This is a genomic window from Candidatus Zixiibacteriota bacterium, assembly GCA_036397555.1.
In the GTDB taxonomy this organism is placed as follows: domain Bacteria; phylum Zixibacteria; class MSB-5A5; order WJJR01; family WJJR01; genus DATKYL01.
Genome location: DASWIS010000023.1, coordinates 1 through 14,977, shown reverse-complemented (window position 1 = coordinate 14,977; position 14,977 = coordinate 1). Strand labels below are relative to the sequence as shown.

Sequence of the window (14,977 nt, the reverse complement as noted above, 5' to 3'; positions counted from 1 at the left end):
CGGAGTCCAAACGAATCGGAATGGTTGACCGTCCGCCGACCGCGACATCCACCGGCGATGACACATCCCCCGCCGCCACGAAGAAGGGACAGTCGGGACGCAGCACCGTGACGACGCGCTCGCAGAACGCCTCATTCCCGCAGGCATCGGTCGCCGTGTACGTGTAGGTGATCGGAACCGAAACATCGGTGCATCCCACACCGCCGACCGAGGAGCGCTCGCAGACCACTGTCACCGGACCGCAGTTGTCGGTGACCGTGGCATCGAGGACATCGCACGGCGGCAGATCGACAAAGCGCTGCACGTCGATGTCAAGCATGCAGGTCACCGTTGGCGGAGTCTGATCCTCGACCGTGATTATCTGGTCGCACTCGCTGGAATTGCCGCAGTCGTCGGTCGCAGTGTATGTCCGCGTCACCGTCCCGCCGCAGGGGCCGCCAACCAGCGGACCATCGGCGCAGGTGATGGTCACCGGACTGCAGTTGTCGGTCGCGGTCGCATCGTTGGGATTGCACGGCGGAATGTCCGCCTCGCATTCCACTGCAAAGTCCGCCGGACAGAAGGTGAAGACCGGCGCGGTGTTGTCGTCGACCGTGATGATCTGGTCGCAGCTTGCCTGATTGCCGCAATCATCGGTCGCCGTGTAGGTGCGGGTAATCGTCCCGCCGCACTCGCCGCCGATCAACGGGCCGTCGCTGCAGGTCACTGTGACCCCAACGCAATTGTCGGAGGCCGTGGCATCGGCCGGATCACACGCCGGGACATCGGCCAGACACTCGACCGCAAAGTCGGCCGGGCAAGTGATGGTCGGCGCGGTGTTATCTTCGATCGTGATGATCTGGTCGCAGGTGGCAATGTTGCCGCAGGGATCGGTCGCCACATACGTCCGTGTGATGGTGCCGGAGCAATCATCCCCGATTAGCGGACCATCCGAACAGGTGACGGTCACTACGCCGCAGTTGTCCGTGGCCGTGGCATCCGTGGGATTGCACGGCGGCACCTGGTCGGAGCAGTCAACCGTGAAGCCCGCCGGGCACAGTGTGAACACCGGATCGGTGTTGTCGTCAATCGTGATCACCTGATCGCAGGTGGCGACATTGCCGCAGGGATCGGTCGCGGTGTAGGTGCGCGTAATCGTGCCGCTGCAGGCGTCGCCGACATAGGGGCCATCGCTGCATGTTATCGTGACTACGCCGCAGTTGTCGGTCGCCGTGGCATCATTGGGATCGCACGGCGGAACATCGGCCAGACATTCGACCGCAAATCCCGCCGGGCAGAGTGTGAAGACCGGCGGTGTGTTGTCATCGACGGTAATGGTCTGGGTGCAGGTTGCCTGATTCCCGCATCCGTCGTCAGCGGTGTATGTCCGCGTCACGGTCCCGCCGCAGGGTCCGCCGACCAGCGGGCCATCGCTGCAGGTGATCGTGACACTGCCGCAGGCGTCGGTCGCCGCAGCATCCGACGGATTGCACGGCGGAATATCAGCTTCGCACTCGACCGCAAAGTCCGCCGGACAATTCGTAAATGACGGCGCCGTGTTGTCGGTCACGGTGATCACCTGCAAACAACCGGATGCGTTGCCGCAGTCGTCGGTCGCTGTCCAAGTGCGGTTGATCGTGTACTCCTGCGGGCAGCCGCCGCCAAGAACCAAGTCACTGTGTGTGATCGTCGGCGACGGATCGCAGTTGTCGGTCGCCGTCGCCACACCGGTGATGGAGGGCGCGGTCGATCCGGGACACTCGACGCTCACGTTGGCCGGGCAGGTGATCACCGGCGCGGTGTTGTCGATCACCGTGTGCGTCTGCACGCACTGCGACGAATTGCCGCAATCGTCGGTGGCTGTGTACGTGTCGGTATAGACCAGCGGGCTGGCCGCGCAACCCGAGCCGCCGTTGCTGGAACGCGACACACTGATCGCGACCGATGGATCGCAGGCGTCAGACGCCGAAGCACCGGCGGTGCTCGCCGCCGGGACCTGCGAGGCGCATTGGTAGCTCGCGTTCGCCGGACAACTTGTAAATGACGGTGCGGTGTTGTCGGTCACCGTGATCACCTGCAAACATCCGGAGGCGTTGCCGCAGTCGTCGGTCGCTGTCCAGGTGCGGTTGATCGTGTATTCCTGCGGGCAGCCGCCGCCCAGGACCAGATCGCTGAAGGTGATGGTGGGCGACAGATCGCAGTTGTCCGTCGCGGTCGCCGTGCCGGTGCTCGCCGGCGCGGTCGATCCGGGACATTCGACACTCACGTTCGCCGGACAGGAAATGACCGGCGCGGTGTTGTCTTCGACCGTGATGATCTGGTCGCAACTGACCGCGCTGCCGCTCGTCGGCGTCGCGGTCCAGGTGCGCGTAATCGTTTTCTCCTGCGGACATGCTCCCGCCACTTCGGCATCAGAATACGTCAGCGACACCGACCCGCATCCAGCACTGGCCGTGTATGAAGCCGTGCCGGTGTTGGCGGGGAGCGTCGATTCGTCGCATTCGATGATGACATCGGAGGGGCAGGAGATGGTCAGGGCGCAGGAGCTGCTAACAAATACATCTCCGCCGTGCGGACCTGAAACACCCAATCCGCTTCCGATCAGTGTCGCAACGCCTGTAGCCGGGTTCAAACTGTAAAGTGAGGCAGCGCTGACGTATGGAGTCACGTAGAAATTGTCCAATGCGTCTACCGCCAGCCCCATCACCTCCCCCGATGTCCCGGTAATCGTTGTCTGAAGTGTTCCCGCGCCAGTTGCGGGGTTGACTTTGTACAGTCTGCTCCCGTTGCCCACCGCCCAGAGGGTACCGGTACCATCGAAGGCCATATCCATGATGTTAGGGAATCCCAAGTTTCCAACGAATGTCAATTGGCCGGTAATCGTATCGACAGTGTAAAACTTACCATTGAACCCTGCTGCGTAGAGAGTTCCGGCACTGCTCGCCTCTAGTAGGATTACATCACTCGTGCCGAGACCAGATCCGACATTCGTAGCTGCTCCAGTGGAAAGATCGAAGCGCGCCAAGTGTGACAGGCTTGCGCTAAAGCCGTTGGTAATTGTCCATAGTGTGCCATTCGGGGTGAAAGCTGCGGCCCATGTTCCCGAAATCCCACTGGGTCCTATGACGGATGCAAGCCCTGTCGTCAGATCCACGAGGATCAGGTTGGTGCCGAAGTTTCCGGTGCACCACAAACCCGGGGCCGGGGTCGCACTTGGTCGGGCATTGACGGTGCGATCCACCCCCATGGCGGAGAGCGCCGATGTCACGCCGGGCTGCCCGGCGATCGGCTGGCCGGTGACCGGATCGAGCATTGAATTGAAGCCTTGCAGCTCCAGAGCACCTTCGTAACCCGACGATTTCGCCGCTTCCAAGTCGAAGCGACCGTCGGGAGTCAGAAAGTCGCTGACCGGCGGGCCGGTCTGCTCGGGAATAGTCGCGCCCGGCTGATCGTAAGAATTGGGTTTGTCGGCGGCGTGAAGCTGTGGGACAATCGCGGTTGCGAGGAGGAAACCAATCGCTGCGAGAAAGCGTTTACATCGTTTCATGCTGCCAGACTCCTGATAGAGAGTTGAAAGTCGAGAGTCGATAGTTGAGAGTGTCCGAGCACAAATCACCGTCGGGGTGCATTACCCCGGTTCGTCGAGCGTCGCCATGGCGCACGCCGCCGCCGCCACGAACACGACTCGCACACAACCCATCATGGCTGCCTCCTGAGGGCTATTCAGTTGTCACAGCATGGTCCCGACTGCAACGGGACCGGGGAAAAGACCGGTGAAGACGTACTGCGGCGATACTTAACCGAAAGTGTTAAGGCAATGTCAAGCGGATTTGCAACGGAGAAACCGGCTCAACGGTCGGCGTGGGGCCGCATCCGGGCAACAAGAGACGGCCGCGGCGGGGCGCCTGAGTGCCGGATTAGCGTGTAGAGTCTTCCGTGGCGGGAGTACGGCGACGGGGTTAATCCCGGAAGTGGTTCGGGGCGACCTTCCCGCGAAGCGTCCGGAGCAATCCAAATCTGGCGGGGTCGACGAGACTCGAACTCGCGACCTCCTGCGTGACAGGCAGGCGTTCTAACCAAACTGAACTACGACCCCGCGTTTCTGTTCTGACTCCGGCTCTCGCGACCTTCCCGTCCGGAAATCGGGACGGGACGATCTAATCAAACTGGTTCGGCCAGCTCACCACAAGTGAACTACGACCCCGCGTTTGTGTTCTGACTGCGACTCTCGCGACCTTCCCGTCCGGAAATCGGCACGGGACGTTCTAACCAAACTGGTTCGGCAAGCTCACCACAAGTGAACTACGACCCCGCGTTTGTGTTCTGACTCCGGCTCCCGCGACCTTCCCGTCCGGAAATCGGGACGGGACGTTCTAACCAAACTGGTTCGGCAAGCTCACCACAGGTGAACTACGACCCCGCGTCAGTCCTCCAAGAACCGCCCCAATATGGGTCATCAGGGGGGGTGAATTCCAACGGATTTTTGGTGGGCGGTACTGGAGTCGAACCAGTGACCCCCTGCTTGTAAGGCAGGTGCTCTGGACCAGCTGAGCTAACCGCCCAATCGATCTCAAAGCGCCGGATGCTACGATGCCGAATCCTGGGACGGCTGATCGGCGCTGTCGCGTCCCCGGTACAGGATCGCAATCGGGACAATCACGCAGTAGCCCACGACCAGCAGGATCGGGGCGATCGTGATGCCGCCCCGCGCCAGGTCCACGTACCCGAAGATGATCGCCGCCAAACCCGCCAGAAAGATCAGGTAGTTGGTCTTCGAGAAGGGGAGCGTCTCGTCTTTGCGCGCCCGGGCCGCTTTGCCACGGGGTGCTTTGGTGTCGACTTGAGCCATGGTCGGGGGTCCTCCGTCGGCCTGCAAACGCTTCAAGGAACGGGAATTCGGTCAGAAGTCAAGGGGGGTGTCCCGCTACACTTGTCCCCCATCTGCTTGTTCTATCGGCTGTTACACGGGGGGCGTGATGGGAGATCCATCTGCGGCAAAGTGTGTCAGAACGCTCCCTCCAGCCACTCGCACCATAAATGCAAACAGAGCGCATGCACCTCCTGGATGCGCTGGGTGTTGTCGGAGGGGATGATGACGGCGCGGTCGATCAGCGGCGCGAGTTGGCCACCGCCTTTGCCGAGCAGCGCGAGTGTGTGGCACAGTGCGGTCCGGGCAGCGGATGCGGCGGCGAGGAGATTGGGGGAGTTGCCGGAGGTCGAGATCAGCACCAGCAGATCGCCGCTTTTGGCGCGCGCTTCGATCTGACGCGCGAAGATTTGGTCGAATCCGAAATCGTTTCCGGCGGCGGTCAGGATTGACGGGTCCGAGGCCAGCGAGGTTGCGGGCAGCGGGCGGCGTTTCGAATTCGCATCGAGACGCACGACCAACTCGGTCACGAAATGTTGCGCATCGGCCGCCGAGCCGCCATTGCCGCAGACATGGACATGATTGCCGCGTTGCAATGTGTCGCGCAACAGTTCGAATCCCTGCCAGAGCGAGTCGAATTGGGTGGTGAGTAGTCGTTCGGTTGTCTGCGCGGTATCGCGCATTGCCGCCATCGCGGACTGTTGCGCCGATGATTTGGTGATCGGACGGTCGTTCACGCGTGGACTCTCCGGCGGGCATGTGTCACCGCGTCGGTCATCGCACGCAACAAATCGACCGAACGGTTTTCTTCAAGCGCGGTGCCGACCACGACAAAGTCGGCGCCGGATGTCGCGGCTTCATCGCATTGCTCGACGGTGCGGATGCCGCCGCCGACGATCAGCGGGATGTCGATCTCGCGTTTGACCGTGGCAATCACCGATGGGTCGATCGGCCGTTGCGCTCCGGACCCGGCTTCGAGATAGACAAACGCCTGTCCCATGTATTGCGCGCACAGAGCGTGATGACGGATCGTGTCGGGATCGTCCTCGGGCAGCGGCCGTGTACGGCTCTGCCGCGCGACCGATGTTTCTGCGCCGGTGTCGATCAAGAGATACCCGGTCGGGATCGGCTCGATGCCATAATCGCGCACCAACGGCGTGCCCTTGACCTGTTCGCCGACGAGGAAATCGGGATTGCGCCCCGACAACAATGTGAGAAAGAGCACGGCATCGACATACGCCGACACTTGCGCGGCCGATCCGGGAAACAGAATCAGCGGCAGGCGGGCGTGATGACGCAGCAATGCGACATTGCGATCGAACGAACTGTCGCACTCCTGCGAACTGCCGACCAAAAACGCGGCGACGCCGAGGTTGTGCGCCTGCGACCAGCGCGGATCGGGATGGGCTGGATCGATGCGGTCGGGATCGATCAGCCAGAGAAAGCCGGGACCGCTTTGGCGCGCATCGAGGAGATGCTGGTGGATGGGGCGGGTCATCTCTTCACCATCGCGCGCAGCGCATCCACAAACTGCTGCTTTGCGTCATCCCACTTCTCGACGTGGACGATCTTTCCCTTGGCAAAATCAGGACGTCCACCGCCGCCGCCGCCGAGCAATTGCGTCGTTGCCTTCAACAGTTCACCGGCGGCGATGCCGCGTTTGACGGCGGGCGCACTGACGGTCAGCACGACGTGTCCCGATCCGGTCGCGACAATCGCGACCGCAGCATCGGGGCGGGTCTTGGCTTGATCGGCAATCGCGATCGCATCGTCGGCTGAGCCGTCCGCGAGCCGGTGGTAAATCAAAGTCATGTCGAGATCTTCGAGCCGTTCTGTCGGCAGTGATTCGGTCGCGCCGGAGGCGAGCTTTTGTCGCAGTTGCGCCAGTTCGATGCGCAACTTGCGCACTTCCTCGACGGTCGACTCGAGTCGATCCAGCACCTTGTCTGGTGACGTCTTCAGCATCACGGCGGCGCGCTGCACCGCGGCGCAGTTGGCCCTGTCGAATGCGTACGCTTCCTCACCGGTGATCGCTTCGATGCGGCGAATGCCGGCGGCGACCCCATTTTCCGAGGTGATGCGAAACAAACCGATCTCGCCGGTGGAACGGACATGCGTGCCGCCGCACAGTTCCGAAGAATAGTCGTCGATTTTGACGACGCGCACGCGGTCGCCATACTTTTCACCGAAGAGCGCGGTCACCCCGGCGGCGATGGCCTTCTTGTGGTCGGTTTCGTACGGTTCGACCGGCGTGTTGTTTAGCACTTCGCGGTTGACGATCAGCTCGACCTCTTCGATTTGCTCCGCTGTCATGGGACCGGTGTGCGCGAAGTCGAAACGCAGCCGATCCGGTGCGACCAGCGAACCCTGCTGCTTGGCGTGCACACCGAGCACGGTTTGCAATGCCCTGTGCAGGAGATGCGTGGCGGTGTGATTGCGCTGGATCATGCGACGGCGCGGGGCATCGATTGCCGCTGTCACGGACTTGCCGATCCAGTCTTTCGCCATCCCTTTTTCAGTTTGGCCATGATGGATGATGACGCGGCCCGCTTTCTCCATGCGTTCAACCCGGAAAGCAAAGTTGCCGTTATCGGAGATCGTGCCGACGTCATCGACCTGGCCGCCAGCCTCGGTATAAAACGGCGTCTGTTCGAGCATCAATGCGGTGCCGGGCTCGTCGGCCCACAACAGTTTCGATTGGAGCGATGTTGCACCGTACACAAACACCGATTGCAAATCCAGACTCGCCGCAATCGATCCGGTGTGATCTTTGAATCCGGTCTGCGCGCGCGAGCGCGCGCGTTGTTCCGTCAGGGCTTTTTCGAATCCAGCGCCGTCGACACTCAATCCCCGCTCTCGCGCAAGGACCTCGGTCAGATCGAGCGGGAAACCGTATGTGTCATAGAGCTTGAACGCCTCATCCCCGGGAATGACACCGTTTCTCGCCAACTTCCTGACTTCGGCAAATCGTGCCAGACCGGCATCGAGTGTTTCGGCGAAGCGATTTTCCTCCGATTCGATGACGTGCGCGACGTGGTCGCCACGTTGGCGCAGTTCCGGATACGCATCGCCCATTATTTCGACCACGTTCTCGACGAATCGGTGCAGGAACGCTCCATGAAATCCCAGCGTCGTGCCATGCCGGGCGGCGCGCCGCAGAATGCGACGCAGCACATATCCCGCGCCTTCGTTGCCGGGCATGCCGCCGTCGGCGATGGTGAAGACCAAACCGCGCAAGTGGTCCGCGCAGACGCGATGGGGGATGCCCTTCGGTCCGCGATCGTACGCTACGCGACTGTCTTTAGCGAATGCCTGGATGAGCGGTTGGAACAAATCGGACTCGTAGTTGGAGAGCTTCCCCTGCACGATCGCGGCGAGCCGTTCCAGTCCCATGCCGGTGTCGACTGAGGGCTTGGGCAATTCTTTCAGCGCGCCGTCGGGCTGACGGTCGAACTGCATGAAGACCAGATTCCAGATTTCCAAAAAGCGATCGCCGTCGTCATTGACGCGCGCGTCCTTGCCGAACTGCTCGCCCAGGTCGTAGTGAATCTCCGAGCAGGGTCCGCACGGTCCGGTGTCGCCCATCGACCAATAGTTGTCTTTCTCGCCGAAACGCAGAACGCGGTCGCCCAATTGCGGCGCGATCTTGCGCCACAACTTTTCGGCATCTTTGTCATCTTTGTAGACTGTCGCGGTCAGGCGTTTGTGATCGAGGCCAAGGGTCCTGGTCAGGTATTCCCACGCGTAGGCAATCGCCTCTTCCTTGAAGTAGTCGCCGAAGGAGAAGTTGCCGAGCATTTCGAAAAAAGTGTGGTGGCGCGGGGTGAGACCGACATTCTCCAGATCATTGTGCTTGCCGGAGACGCGGAAACATTTTTGCGAGGAGCAGGCGGTCGTGTAGGGTCGCTTTTCCTGTCCCATGAAGACCGACTTAAACTGGTTCATGCCGGCATTGGTGAACAATAGCGAGGGATCGCCTTTGATCAGCAACGACGACGACGCGATGGTCGCATGGCCGCGTTCGGTGAAGAACGACAGGAACGATTGGCGCAGTTCGGCGGCGGTCATCGCATCAGCCCCCATACAGTGGATCAAGTAACGCCGAATGCTCCCCCGGGGCAAGATCGGCACCGGGCCGCGATTTGACCTTTGCCGAGAGTTCTTGACACGTAGCCGTGCGACGGCTCAAACTTATGCGGACAGTGATCACAAGGAGGCGAGAATGGATCTGAGTTGGGGATCGCCAGTCGGATTGGGAGCGGTGTTGGCGGGCTTGGGGATACTTTTTTGGGGACTGAGCACCGCCAGCCGCAAGGGGAAATCGTCGGAGTAGGGCTGCACGCGCTGGCGCGGCCTATGCCCAATCGGGAAAATGCTCGCGCAAGACTGCTGCGATGTCGTCGTAGGCAAAGCCCCGCCGCGCCAGCAGGCCGAGCAAACGGTTCTTGATCTTTGCCTGGTCGGCTTTGGGATCGGCCATGCGCTGCAGGCGGGATTCGATCAGTTCGCGCAACGCTTCGCGTTCCTCATCGCGTGAGAATTTCCCAACCGCGTGGTTGACCGCCGTCTCGGTAATGCCCTTTTGGTGAAGTTCGTATCGGAGCGCGGCGCGTCCGCGCGGGGCGATGCGTCGTCGGGTGTTGACCCACGACTCGGCAAAACGGGTGTCGCTCTGCATCCCCTCGTCCTGCAGCTTCGTCAGCACTGTCTCGATCACCGGTTTAGGAAAGCTTTTGCGCCCAAGCGCCGTGACCAGCTCGGCGCGTGAGCGTTCACGCCGCGCCAACAGCGAGATCGCCGCTTCACGCGCGGCGACAGTCTGCAGTTCGTGCAGCCGTTCAGCGCTCAGTTGCTCCTTCTCGACAACATGATGCGCGAGGATTGCCTTGCGCGAGAGTTCGAACGCGTAGGTCCCATCAATCTCGACACGCAGGCGTCCCTTGCGATAGGGATGGGTGTTGAGGGCGGTGATCGTAGGCATGAGGTCGAATTATCTACGGGCTTCAATGTCCGTGGCACCGGATTACTTCAACACTCCGCTGATTGCGCGTACGATGGGGATGAGCCCGAAGTAAGTAACCAGCGCAATCAGCACAATCACGGCCAGCACCTTGGCGACCTTCGATGCGATGTGCTCTTCGATCGACGTCGGGAAGCCGGCTCGCTCGAGGATCAGAAACGGAATGCGAATCACGAATGCCGGAATGTCGACGATCCAGTTCCATGGCCGCACGAGCCGCTTGAAGGCGAGTGCTTTGAAAGTCCGGGCGGCGCCGGTATACATGTCGATGGTGTCGAGGATGCGCGGACGGCTGACTGTGCGGCGTCCAGTATCTTCTTCGACGATAGAATCCAGCGGATCAACCGCCCCGGACGCCGTCGCACCACCGACGCCCGTCTGCACGCCAAACGTGGTCGCGTGGAGCTTGACTTCGGGCAGGATGCGATTGATCGCGGTTCTCACGTCGGCGAGTCGCGCGCTTTCTCCCAAATGCTGCAAGTCCCAGTATTCGACGGCGAGCTTTCTGAGCTTCAGAAAAGCCGCTTCGGCAGCCCTAGCTTCCCAATAAGTGGCGCGGAGGGTGATCTGTTTGGGGGTGCTGGTTTCGTGCATGGGACGTGGTGTGGGGGCGTTTTTAATTGAATTGGTGCCACGGGCCTTTAGGCCCGTGCTTTAGGTGATGATGTCCATCCTGAGATCAAATTGTGCCCAACCTGCCCAAAACCGAGCACTTGACCACCGCCAGCCTGTCGAGTCCGATACCAGTCCGGCGCGAATCGGGTTGTTGTGAATATACTCTGTGAGTTGCGCAATCCGACTTACATCAGTCAGGTTTTCGTCGAACCCGGGACCGGCTTGCCAGAACCGTTCGACGTCAACGTCATTATGCCTCAGCATCATCTTGGCCCGATATCCGACCGGAAACTTGAGATTATGGAGAAACGCGGCGATGGAGTATGAGTCGTTTGTTGATCTGACGATCAGGTGAATGTGATTGGGCATGAGTACGTACGCGCCAATCTGGAATCTTGTTTTGGTTCTGATCGAAGCAAGCTGTTCCAGGAACATCAGACGAATTCGGTCATCATTGAGCAAATTCTCTCTTTGGAAACACGAAAACGTCAGGCCATGGGCGTGGCCGGGGATGTCGTAGTGACGGATTCGCTTGCGAATCGAGGCTGCCGTTTCCATGCGATTGTCGTCACGGGCCTGAAGGCCCGTGGCACCGTCTCTTCGCTGATGTCGACACAAGGGGAATGTCGTGTGGTATTTATCGAACGACAATGGCACGGTCAGTAAGGCGAAAGCCCAATGCACAGAAGGCAGCCTCTACTTCGTGGTGACTTCCTCGTGCGGTTGTACAAGTGACGTGCTTCCCGGATTCCTGCACCCTGCACACTGCATAAGTCCATTCCCTATCATCGGACGGGCGAATCGGGCCTTCGATATTGAACTCCCGTGCGTCGTTGTCCTTAATGATCACCCACCATGGCCTGTGATCTCCGATTGCTTTTGTACGTTGCTGGCCCCGTGGCATCCGTCCCCCTTTCTGAGCAAATCAATCAAACTCCGTTCAACTCGAAGAGTTGTGGTGCCACGGGCCCTAAGGCCCGTGCCAAACTTCGTGCCTTACTCCTCCGCGACGCGCGCCGCTTCGGGCTCCTGCTCACCGGAGGGCATCGCGGTGGCGGGGACCATCGTCAGTTGAGCGCGGACTTCGCCATTGAGCTTGGTGAAGGCTTCGGGATTGTCGCGCAGGTAGGCAATGGCGTTATCGCGTCCCTGGCCGATGCGTTCCTCGCCATAGGAATACCACGCGCCCGACTTCTCGACAATCTCCAGCTTGGAGGCCAGGTCGAGCAGGTCGCCGTGACGCGAGATGCCTTCGCCGTAGATAATGTCGAACTCGGCCTCACGGAACGGCGGCGCGACCTTGTTTTTGACCACGCGGACCCGTGTGCGCGCGCCCTTGACCGTCTCGCCATCTTTGATCGTGGCGATCCTGCGGATGTCGAGGCGCACGGTCGCATAAAACTTCAGCGCGTTGCCGCCGGTGGTGGTTTCGGGGTTGCCGAACATCACCCCGATTTTCATGCGGATTTGGTTGATGAAGACAACGGAAGTTTTGGATTTGGAGATGGTGCCGGTCAGTTTGCGCAGCGCCTGCGACATCAGCCGCGCCTGCAATCCCATCTGCGGGTCGCCCATTTCGCCTTCGATCTCGGCGCGCGGCACCAGCGCCGCGACCGAATCGACCACCACCACGTCGATCGCCCCGGAACGGACCAATGTCTCGGCGATTTCCAACGCCTGCTCGCCGGTGTCGGGCTGGGCGATCAGCAGGTTTTCCAGATCGACTCCGAGTTTGCGCGCGTAGGTGGCATCCAGCGCATGCTCGGCATCGATGAAGGCAGCGTTGCCGCCGGTCTTCTGCGCTTCGGCAATGATCTGCAGGGCCAGCGTGGTCTTGCCGGAAGATTCGGGACCGTAAATTTCGATCACGCGTCCGCGCGGGACACCGCCGACCCCGAGCGCATGATCCAGCGAGATCGATCCGGTGGAAATGGTGGCGATGTTGGTGTCGCGCGCGTCACCGCCGAGACGCATGATCGCCCCTTTACCGAACTGACGTTCGATCTGCATGACCGCGGTTTCCAATGCGCGCTTCTTGCCGCCATCCGTGGCGGGAGGGGCTGTTTCGAGTTTCGATTTCGCCATGACGATGCTCCTTTGCCTGCTCCGTTCTGTCTGTTCTGAGGTTTCGCGTGCCTTCCGGTTTCGATCCGTTCGACTGACGGATGATAGAAACAGCAAAAGCAGCAGGCAAGCGAAAACTGAACATTTGTTCACTCTGCCTTGAAAGAAGCCGAATCCAAGACGGAATATGTTGCCCCTTGGGTACTTAGGACAGATTTCATCAGGTCGATTTGGGCGATTTTGACGGTCGGAAAGTGGTAATCGACCTGTTTGGCGGCCTCGACCAGACGCTCGATTGAGGCGGGCTGCCGCAGGCGGGCCAATGTCAAATGAGCCGAAAAGGCGCGTTTTTCTCTCTCGAATCCCAGACGGCTCATCTGGAAGTCAATCGCTCTCGACACGTCGCCGAGCGCCTCGGCTCCCCGCTCGATCCCGATCCAAAACACGCGGGCGCGAGTGGGATCGGGGAAGGCACCACACTGCCCCATAGACAGTTCAAGTGGTTCGGTCGCATCGACCGCGAGCCGGATCCCTTTCATGATGGCAGGGATACGTGTCTCCTGCACCTCGCCTAAGAACTTAAGCGTGATGTGGGCGTTGTCGGGCTGCACCCAACTGGCTGGCGGGCCGATCGGCCGCAGACGGCTGAGTATTGTCCCAATGCCGCGTTTGATGTCGGCGGGGAGATTGACGGCGATGAAGGTGCGCATGGGGGGAAGTGGCTTTGCAAACCATCCAGAATTGTCCTCAGCCTCCAAGTGCGCCGCGGACCTGTCTAGAAATGAACCTGTCCAGCAGTGGGACCGCGAATGAATAACGACCTCGCCTGTTCTTGTAAACCAATCCCAAATCACACAGATGGCTGAGCATTTGATTCACTTGGCTGCTACCAAACGGTTTTTTGAGCATGGAATTGGACTTTTCTACCAGTTCAGCGACTGTGAACTCCTCGGCGGAGTTCTCCAACTCTGCAGCCACATGAAGAAGATCTCGTTGCCTGTCTGTGGCCCTTGCCCAGCGTCCTGCAAAGAAGTCTGAATCGAGTTTCCTTTCGATCTCCGAGATCGGAACTTTTGCATCCTTTCCAGAGTCCAACTGTTGGATGAAGACATCATAGACTTCCCTACAAATGAACTGGATGAAGTAGGGGTACCCACCAGAGAGTTCAGCAATCGTCTTGACAGACAGCTCATTAAACCTCACCGGGCAATTTGCTTCCTGGATCGGAATTTGAATTGCATCGAGTATGTCTTTACCCTGAAGCTTGTCCAAGAACACAATTCGAAACATTCTTTCAGAATATGTGCGTGCTTCGACAAGTTTTGGAAACAAGGTTGGAAGGCCTGTCAGGGCCAGCATGAACGGGATTTCCTTCTTTTGAATGGATTGAAACACGTCCAGTAGAGTTGAGAGGGGGTATTGATTACTCTCAGCATGATCAGCGAGATTCTGCGCCTCGTCAAAAGCAAAGATGATCCCCGAACGGGTCTGATCTTTGATACATTGCCAAGTGAATTCCAATACCGCCTTGAGTTTGTCTGAAGCCAATCCGGGGGTCCTGTCATAAAACTGAGTCAGCATCTCATAATTCATCGTTACCGGTCGCTGATCGGTACTGCTGTGGAAGCCGATATCGGCTGAAGACTCGTGCCTGATGGTGATCGATGATGTAAGCGCCGAAAGATCTGTCAACACTCGTGACGCCATGGTCCGTTCAGTCACGCTTGCTGATTCAGATAAATCCGCCCCGACCCAGAGCCACCTCTCCTGAATGGCCGTGGGTTTAAACGTCTCCAGCAGGCACGTCTTTCCTACTCCCCGCAACCCAGTCAATATGAGGTTCTGCAGAATGATATTTTGATTGAGGAGCTTCTTGAATTCCTTCTGTTCTTCCCGCCTTCCCGCCAAGTAAGGAGGCATGTGGCCTGCGCCGGGTCGAAAGGGATTCGTGAATCCCATCTTTTATCCTTTGTTATAAGTCGACGTAAATTTACTAATCTTCGGAGATAATTGTAGGGTATCGAGACACATTAAGCCAACAATAATTTATAGACTATTATAAATTTAGTAAACAATGTGATATTCAGTTAGAATCAATGAAATGTTCATAACCAATTTATCACCAATGACATACAGTACATCCATCATCCCGCGAAACGAAGAATAGACCGTGGGCATCTACATCAACCGCAGCCGCAGCAGGTTCAGCCCTGCTTGGGCAGCTCGGGCGCGGATGGCTTCGCGGTCGCCGAGGAGCTGGATGCGTTTGGTGGTGAGCGTTTCGCCTTTGATCGCGGTCGCCAGCCAGACAGTGCCGACCGGCTTGTCGGGGGTGCCGCCGTCGGGACCGGCGATCCCGGTCACCGCAATGCTGCAATCGGCGCCGCTGCGGGCGATCGCGCCTTTGGCCATGGCGGTCACGACTTCTTCGG

Annotated in this window: 12 protein-coding genes and 2 tRNA genes; 1 reads left to right on the top strand and 13 read right to left on the bottom strand. The window is 59.5% G+C overall.

Annotated elements, in window-relative coordinates:
* The 9 genes from VGB22_07455 to VGB22_07415 form a co-directional block, all read right to left on the bottom strand.
* A partial coding sequence (locus VGB22_07455) for a hypothetical protein (protein ID HEX9751100.1) occupies positions 1-3,526 on the bottom strand: 3,526 nt, incomplete at its 3' end.
* 471 nt (positions 3,527-3,997) lie between these two features.
* Positions 3,998-4,075, bottom strand: a tRNA-Asp gene (locus VGB22_07450).
* 388 nt (positions 4,076-4,463) lie between these two features.
* A tRNA-Val gene (locus VGB22_07445) sits at positions 4,464-4,541 on the bottom strand.
* Between the two features lie 23 nt (positions 4,542-4,564).
* Positions 4,565-4,828 carry a hypothetical protein gene (locus VGB22_07440; GenBank protein HEX9751099.1) on the bottom strand — a complete coding sequence of 88 codons (264 nt, stop codon included), beginning with the start codon at positions 4,826-4,828 and terminating at the stop codon, positions 4,565-4,567.
* 155 nt (positions 4,829-4,983) lie between these two features.
* Positions 4,984-5,583: an SIS domain-containing protein gene (locus tag VGB22_07435; GenBank protein ID HEX9751098.1), complete on the bottom strand. Its 600-nt coding sequence runs from the start codon at positions 5,581-5,583 to the stop codon at positions 4,984-4,986.
* Positions 5,580-6,344: a geranylgeranylglyceryl/heptaprenylglyceryl phosphate synthase gene (locus VGB22_07430; GenBank protein ID HEX9751097.1), complete on the bottom strand. Its 765-nt coding sequence runs from the start codon at positions 6,342-6,344 to the stop codon at positions 5,580-5,582. Before VGB22_07430 ends, VGB22_07435 begins: the two co-directional genes overlap by 4 nt.
* Entirely contained in the window at positions 6,341-8,914 is a 2,574-nt protein-coding gene (gene alaS / locus VGB22_07425; GenBank protein HEX9751096.1) for an alanine--tRNA ligase, read from the bottom strand. The genes VGB22_07430 and alaS overlap by 4 nt, the downstream gene beginning before the upstream one ends.
* A 286-nt stretch (positions 8,915-9,200) precedes the next feature.
* Positions 9,201-9,827 (bottom strand): regulatory protein RecX, encoded by a 627-nt coding sequence (locus tag VGB22_07420; protein HEX9751095.1) that lies wholly within the window; start codon positions 9,825-9,827, stop codon positions 9,201-9,203.
* 42 nt (positions 9,828-9,869) lie between these two features.
* Positions 9,870-10,460: a hypothetical protein gene (locus VGB22_07415; protein HEX9751094.1), complete on the bottom strand. Its 591-nt coding sequence runs from the start codon at positions 10,458-10,460 to the stop codon at positions 9,870-9,872.
* A gap of 372 nt (positions 10,461-10,832) precedes the next feature.
* On the opposite strand from VGB22_07415, the gene VGB22_07410 reads away from it, so the two are divergent.
* On the top strand, positions 10,833-11,147 hold the full coding sequence (locus tag VGB22_07410) for a hypothetical protein (GenBank protein ID HEX9751093.1): 315 nt from the start codon (positions 10,833-10,835) through the stop codon (positions 11,145-11,147).
* A 330-nt stretch (positions 11,148-11,477) separates the two neighbouring features.
* On the opposite strand, the gene recA is transcribed toward VGB22_07410, so the two are convergent.
* The 4 genes from recA to VGB22_07390 form a co-directional block, all read right to left on the bottom strand.
* The gene (recA, locus tag VGB22_07405) at positions 11,478-12,566 is read right to left on the bottom strand and encodes a recombinase RecA (protein HEX9751092.1); all 1,089 of its coding nucleotides are present in this window, start codon (positions 12,564-12,566) and stop codon (positions 11,478-11,480) included.
* A 128-nt stretch (positions 12,567-12,694) separates the two neighbouring features.
* On the bottom strand, positions 12,695-13,255 hold the full coding sequence (gene thpR / locus VGB22_07400) for an RNA 2',3'-cyclic phosphodiesterase (protein ID HEX9751091.1): 561 nt from the start codon (positions 13,253-13,255) through the stop codon (positions 12,695-12,697).
* Positions 13,256-13,292: 37 nt separating this feature from the next.
* Positions 13,293-14,504: an ATP-binding protein gene (locus VGB22_07395; protein HEX9751090.1), complete on the bottom strand. Its 1,212-nt coding sequence runs from the start codon at positions 14,502-14,504 to the stop codon at positions 13,293-13,295.
* Positions 14,505-14,723: 219 nt separating this feature from the next.
* Positions 14,724-14,977: CinA family protein (locus VGB22_07390; GenBank protein ID HEX9751089.1), on the bottom strand; the 254-nt coding region annotated here is incomplete at its 5' end.

What these genes read in the sequence shown, in the direction of transcription:
- VGB22_07440 (HEX9751099.1), bottom strand. Translation starts at nt 4,828, where the DNA reads ATGGCTCAAGTCGACACCAAAGCACCCCGTGGCAAAGCGGCCCGGGCG.
- VGB22_07430 (HEX9751097.1), bottom strand. Translation starts at nt 6,344, where the DNA reads ATGACCCGCCCCATCCACCAGCATCTCCTCGATGCGCGCCAAAGCGGT.
- alaS (HEX9751096.1), bottom strand. Translation starts at nt 8,914, where the DNA reads ATGACCGCCGCCGAACTGCGCCAATCGTTCCTGTCGTTCTTCACCGAA.
- VGB22_07420 (HEX9751095.1), bottom strand. Translation starts at nt 9,827, where the DNA reads ATGCCTACGATCACCGCCCTCAACACCCATCCCTATCGCAAGGGACGC.
- VGB22_07415 (HEX9751094.1), bottom strand. Translation starts at nt 10,460, where the DNA reads ATGCACGAAACCAGCACCCCCAAACAGATCACCCTCCGCGCCACTTAT.
- recA (HEX9751092.1), bottom strand. Translation starts at nt 12,566, where the DNA reads ATGGCGAAATCGAAACTCGAAACAGCCCCTCCCGCCACGGATGGCGGC.
- thpR (HEX9751091.1), bottom strand. Translation starts at nt 13,255, where the DNA reads ATGCGCACCTTCATCGCCGTCAATCTCCCCGCCGACATCAAACGCGGC.
- VGB22_07395 (HEX9751090.1), bottom strand. Translation starts at nt 14,504, where the DNA reads ATGGGATTCACGAATCCCTTTCGACCCGGCGCAGGCCACATGCCTCCT.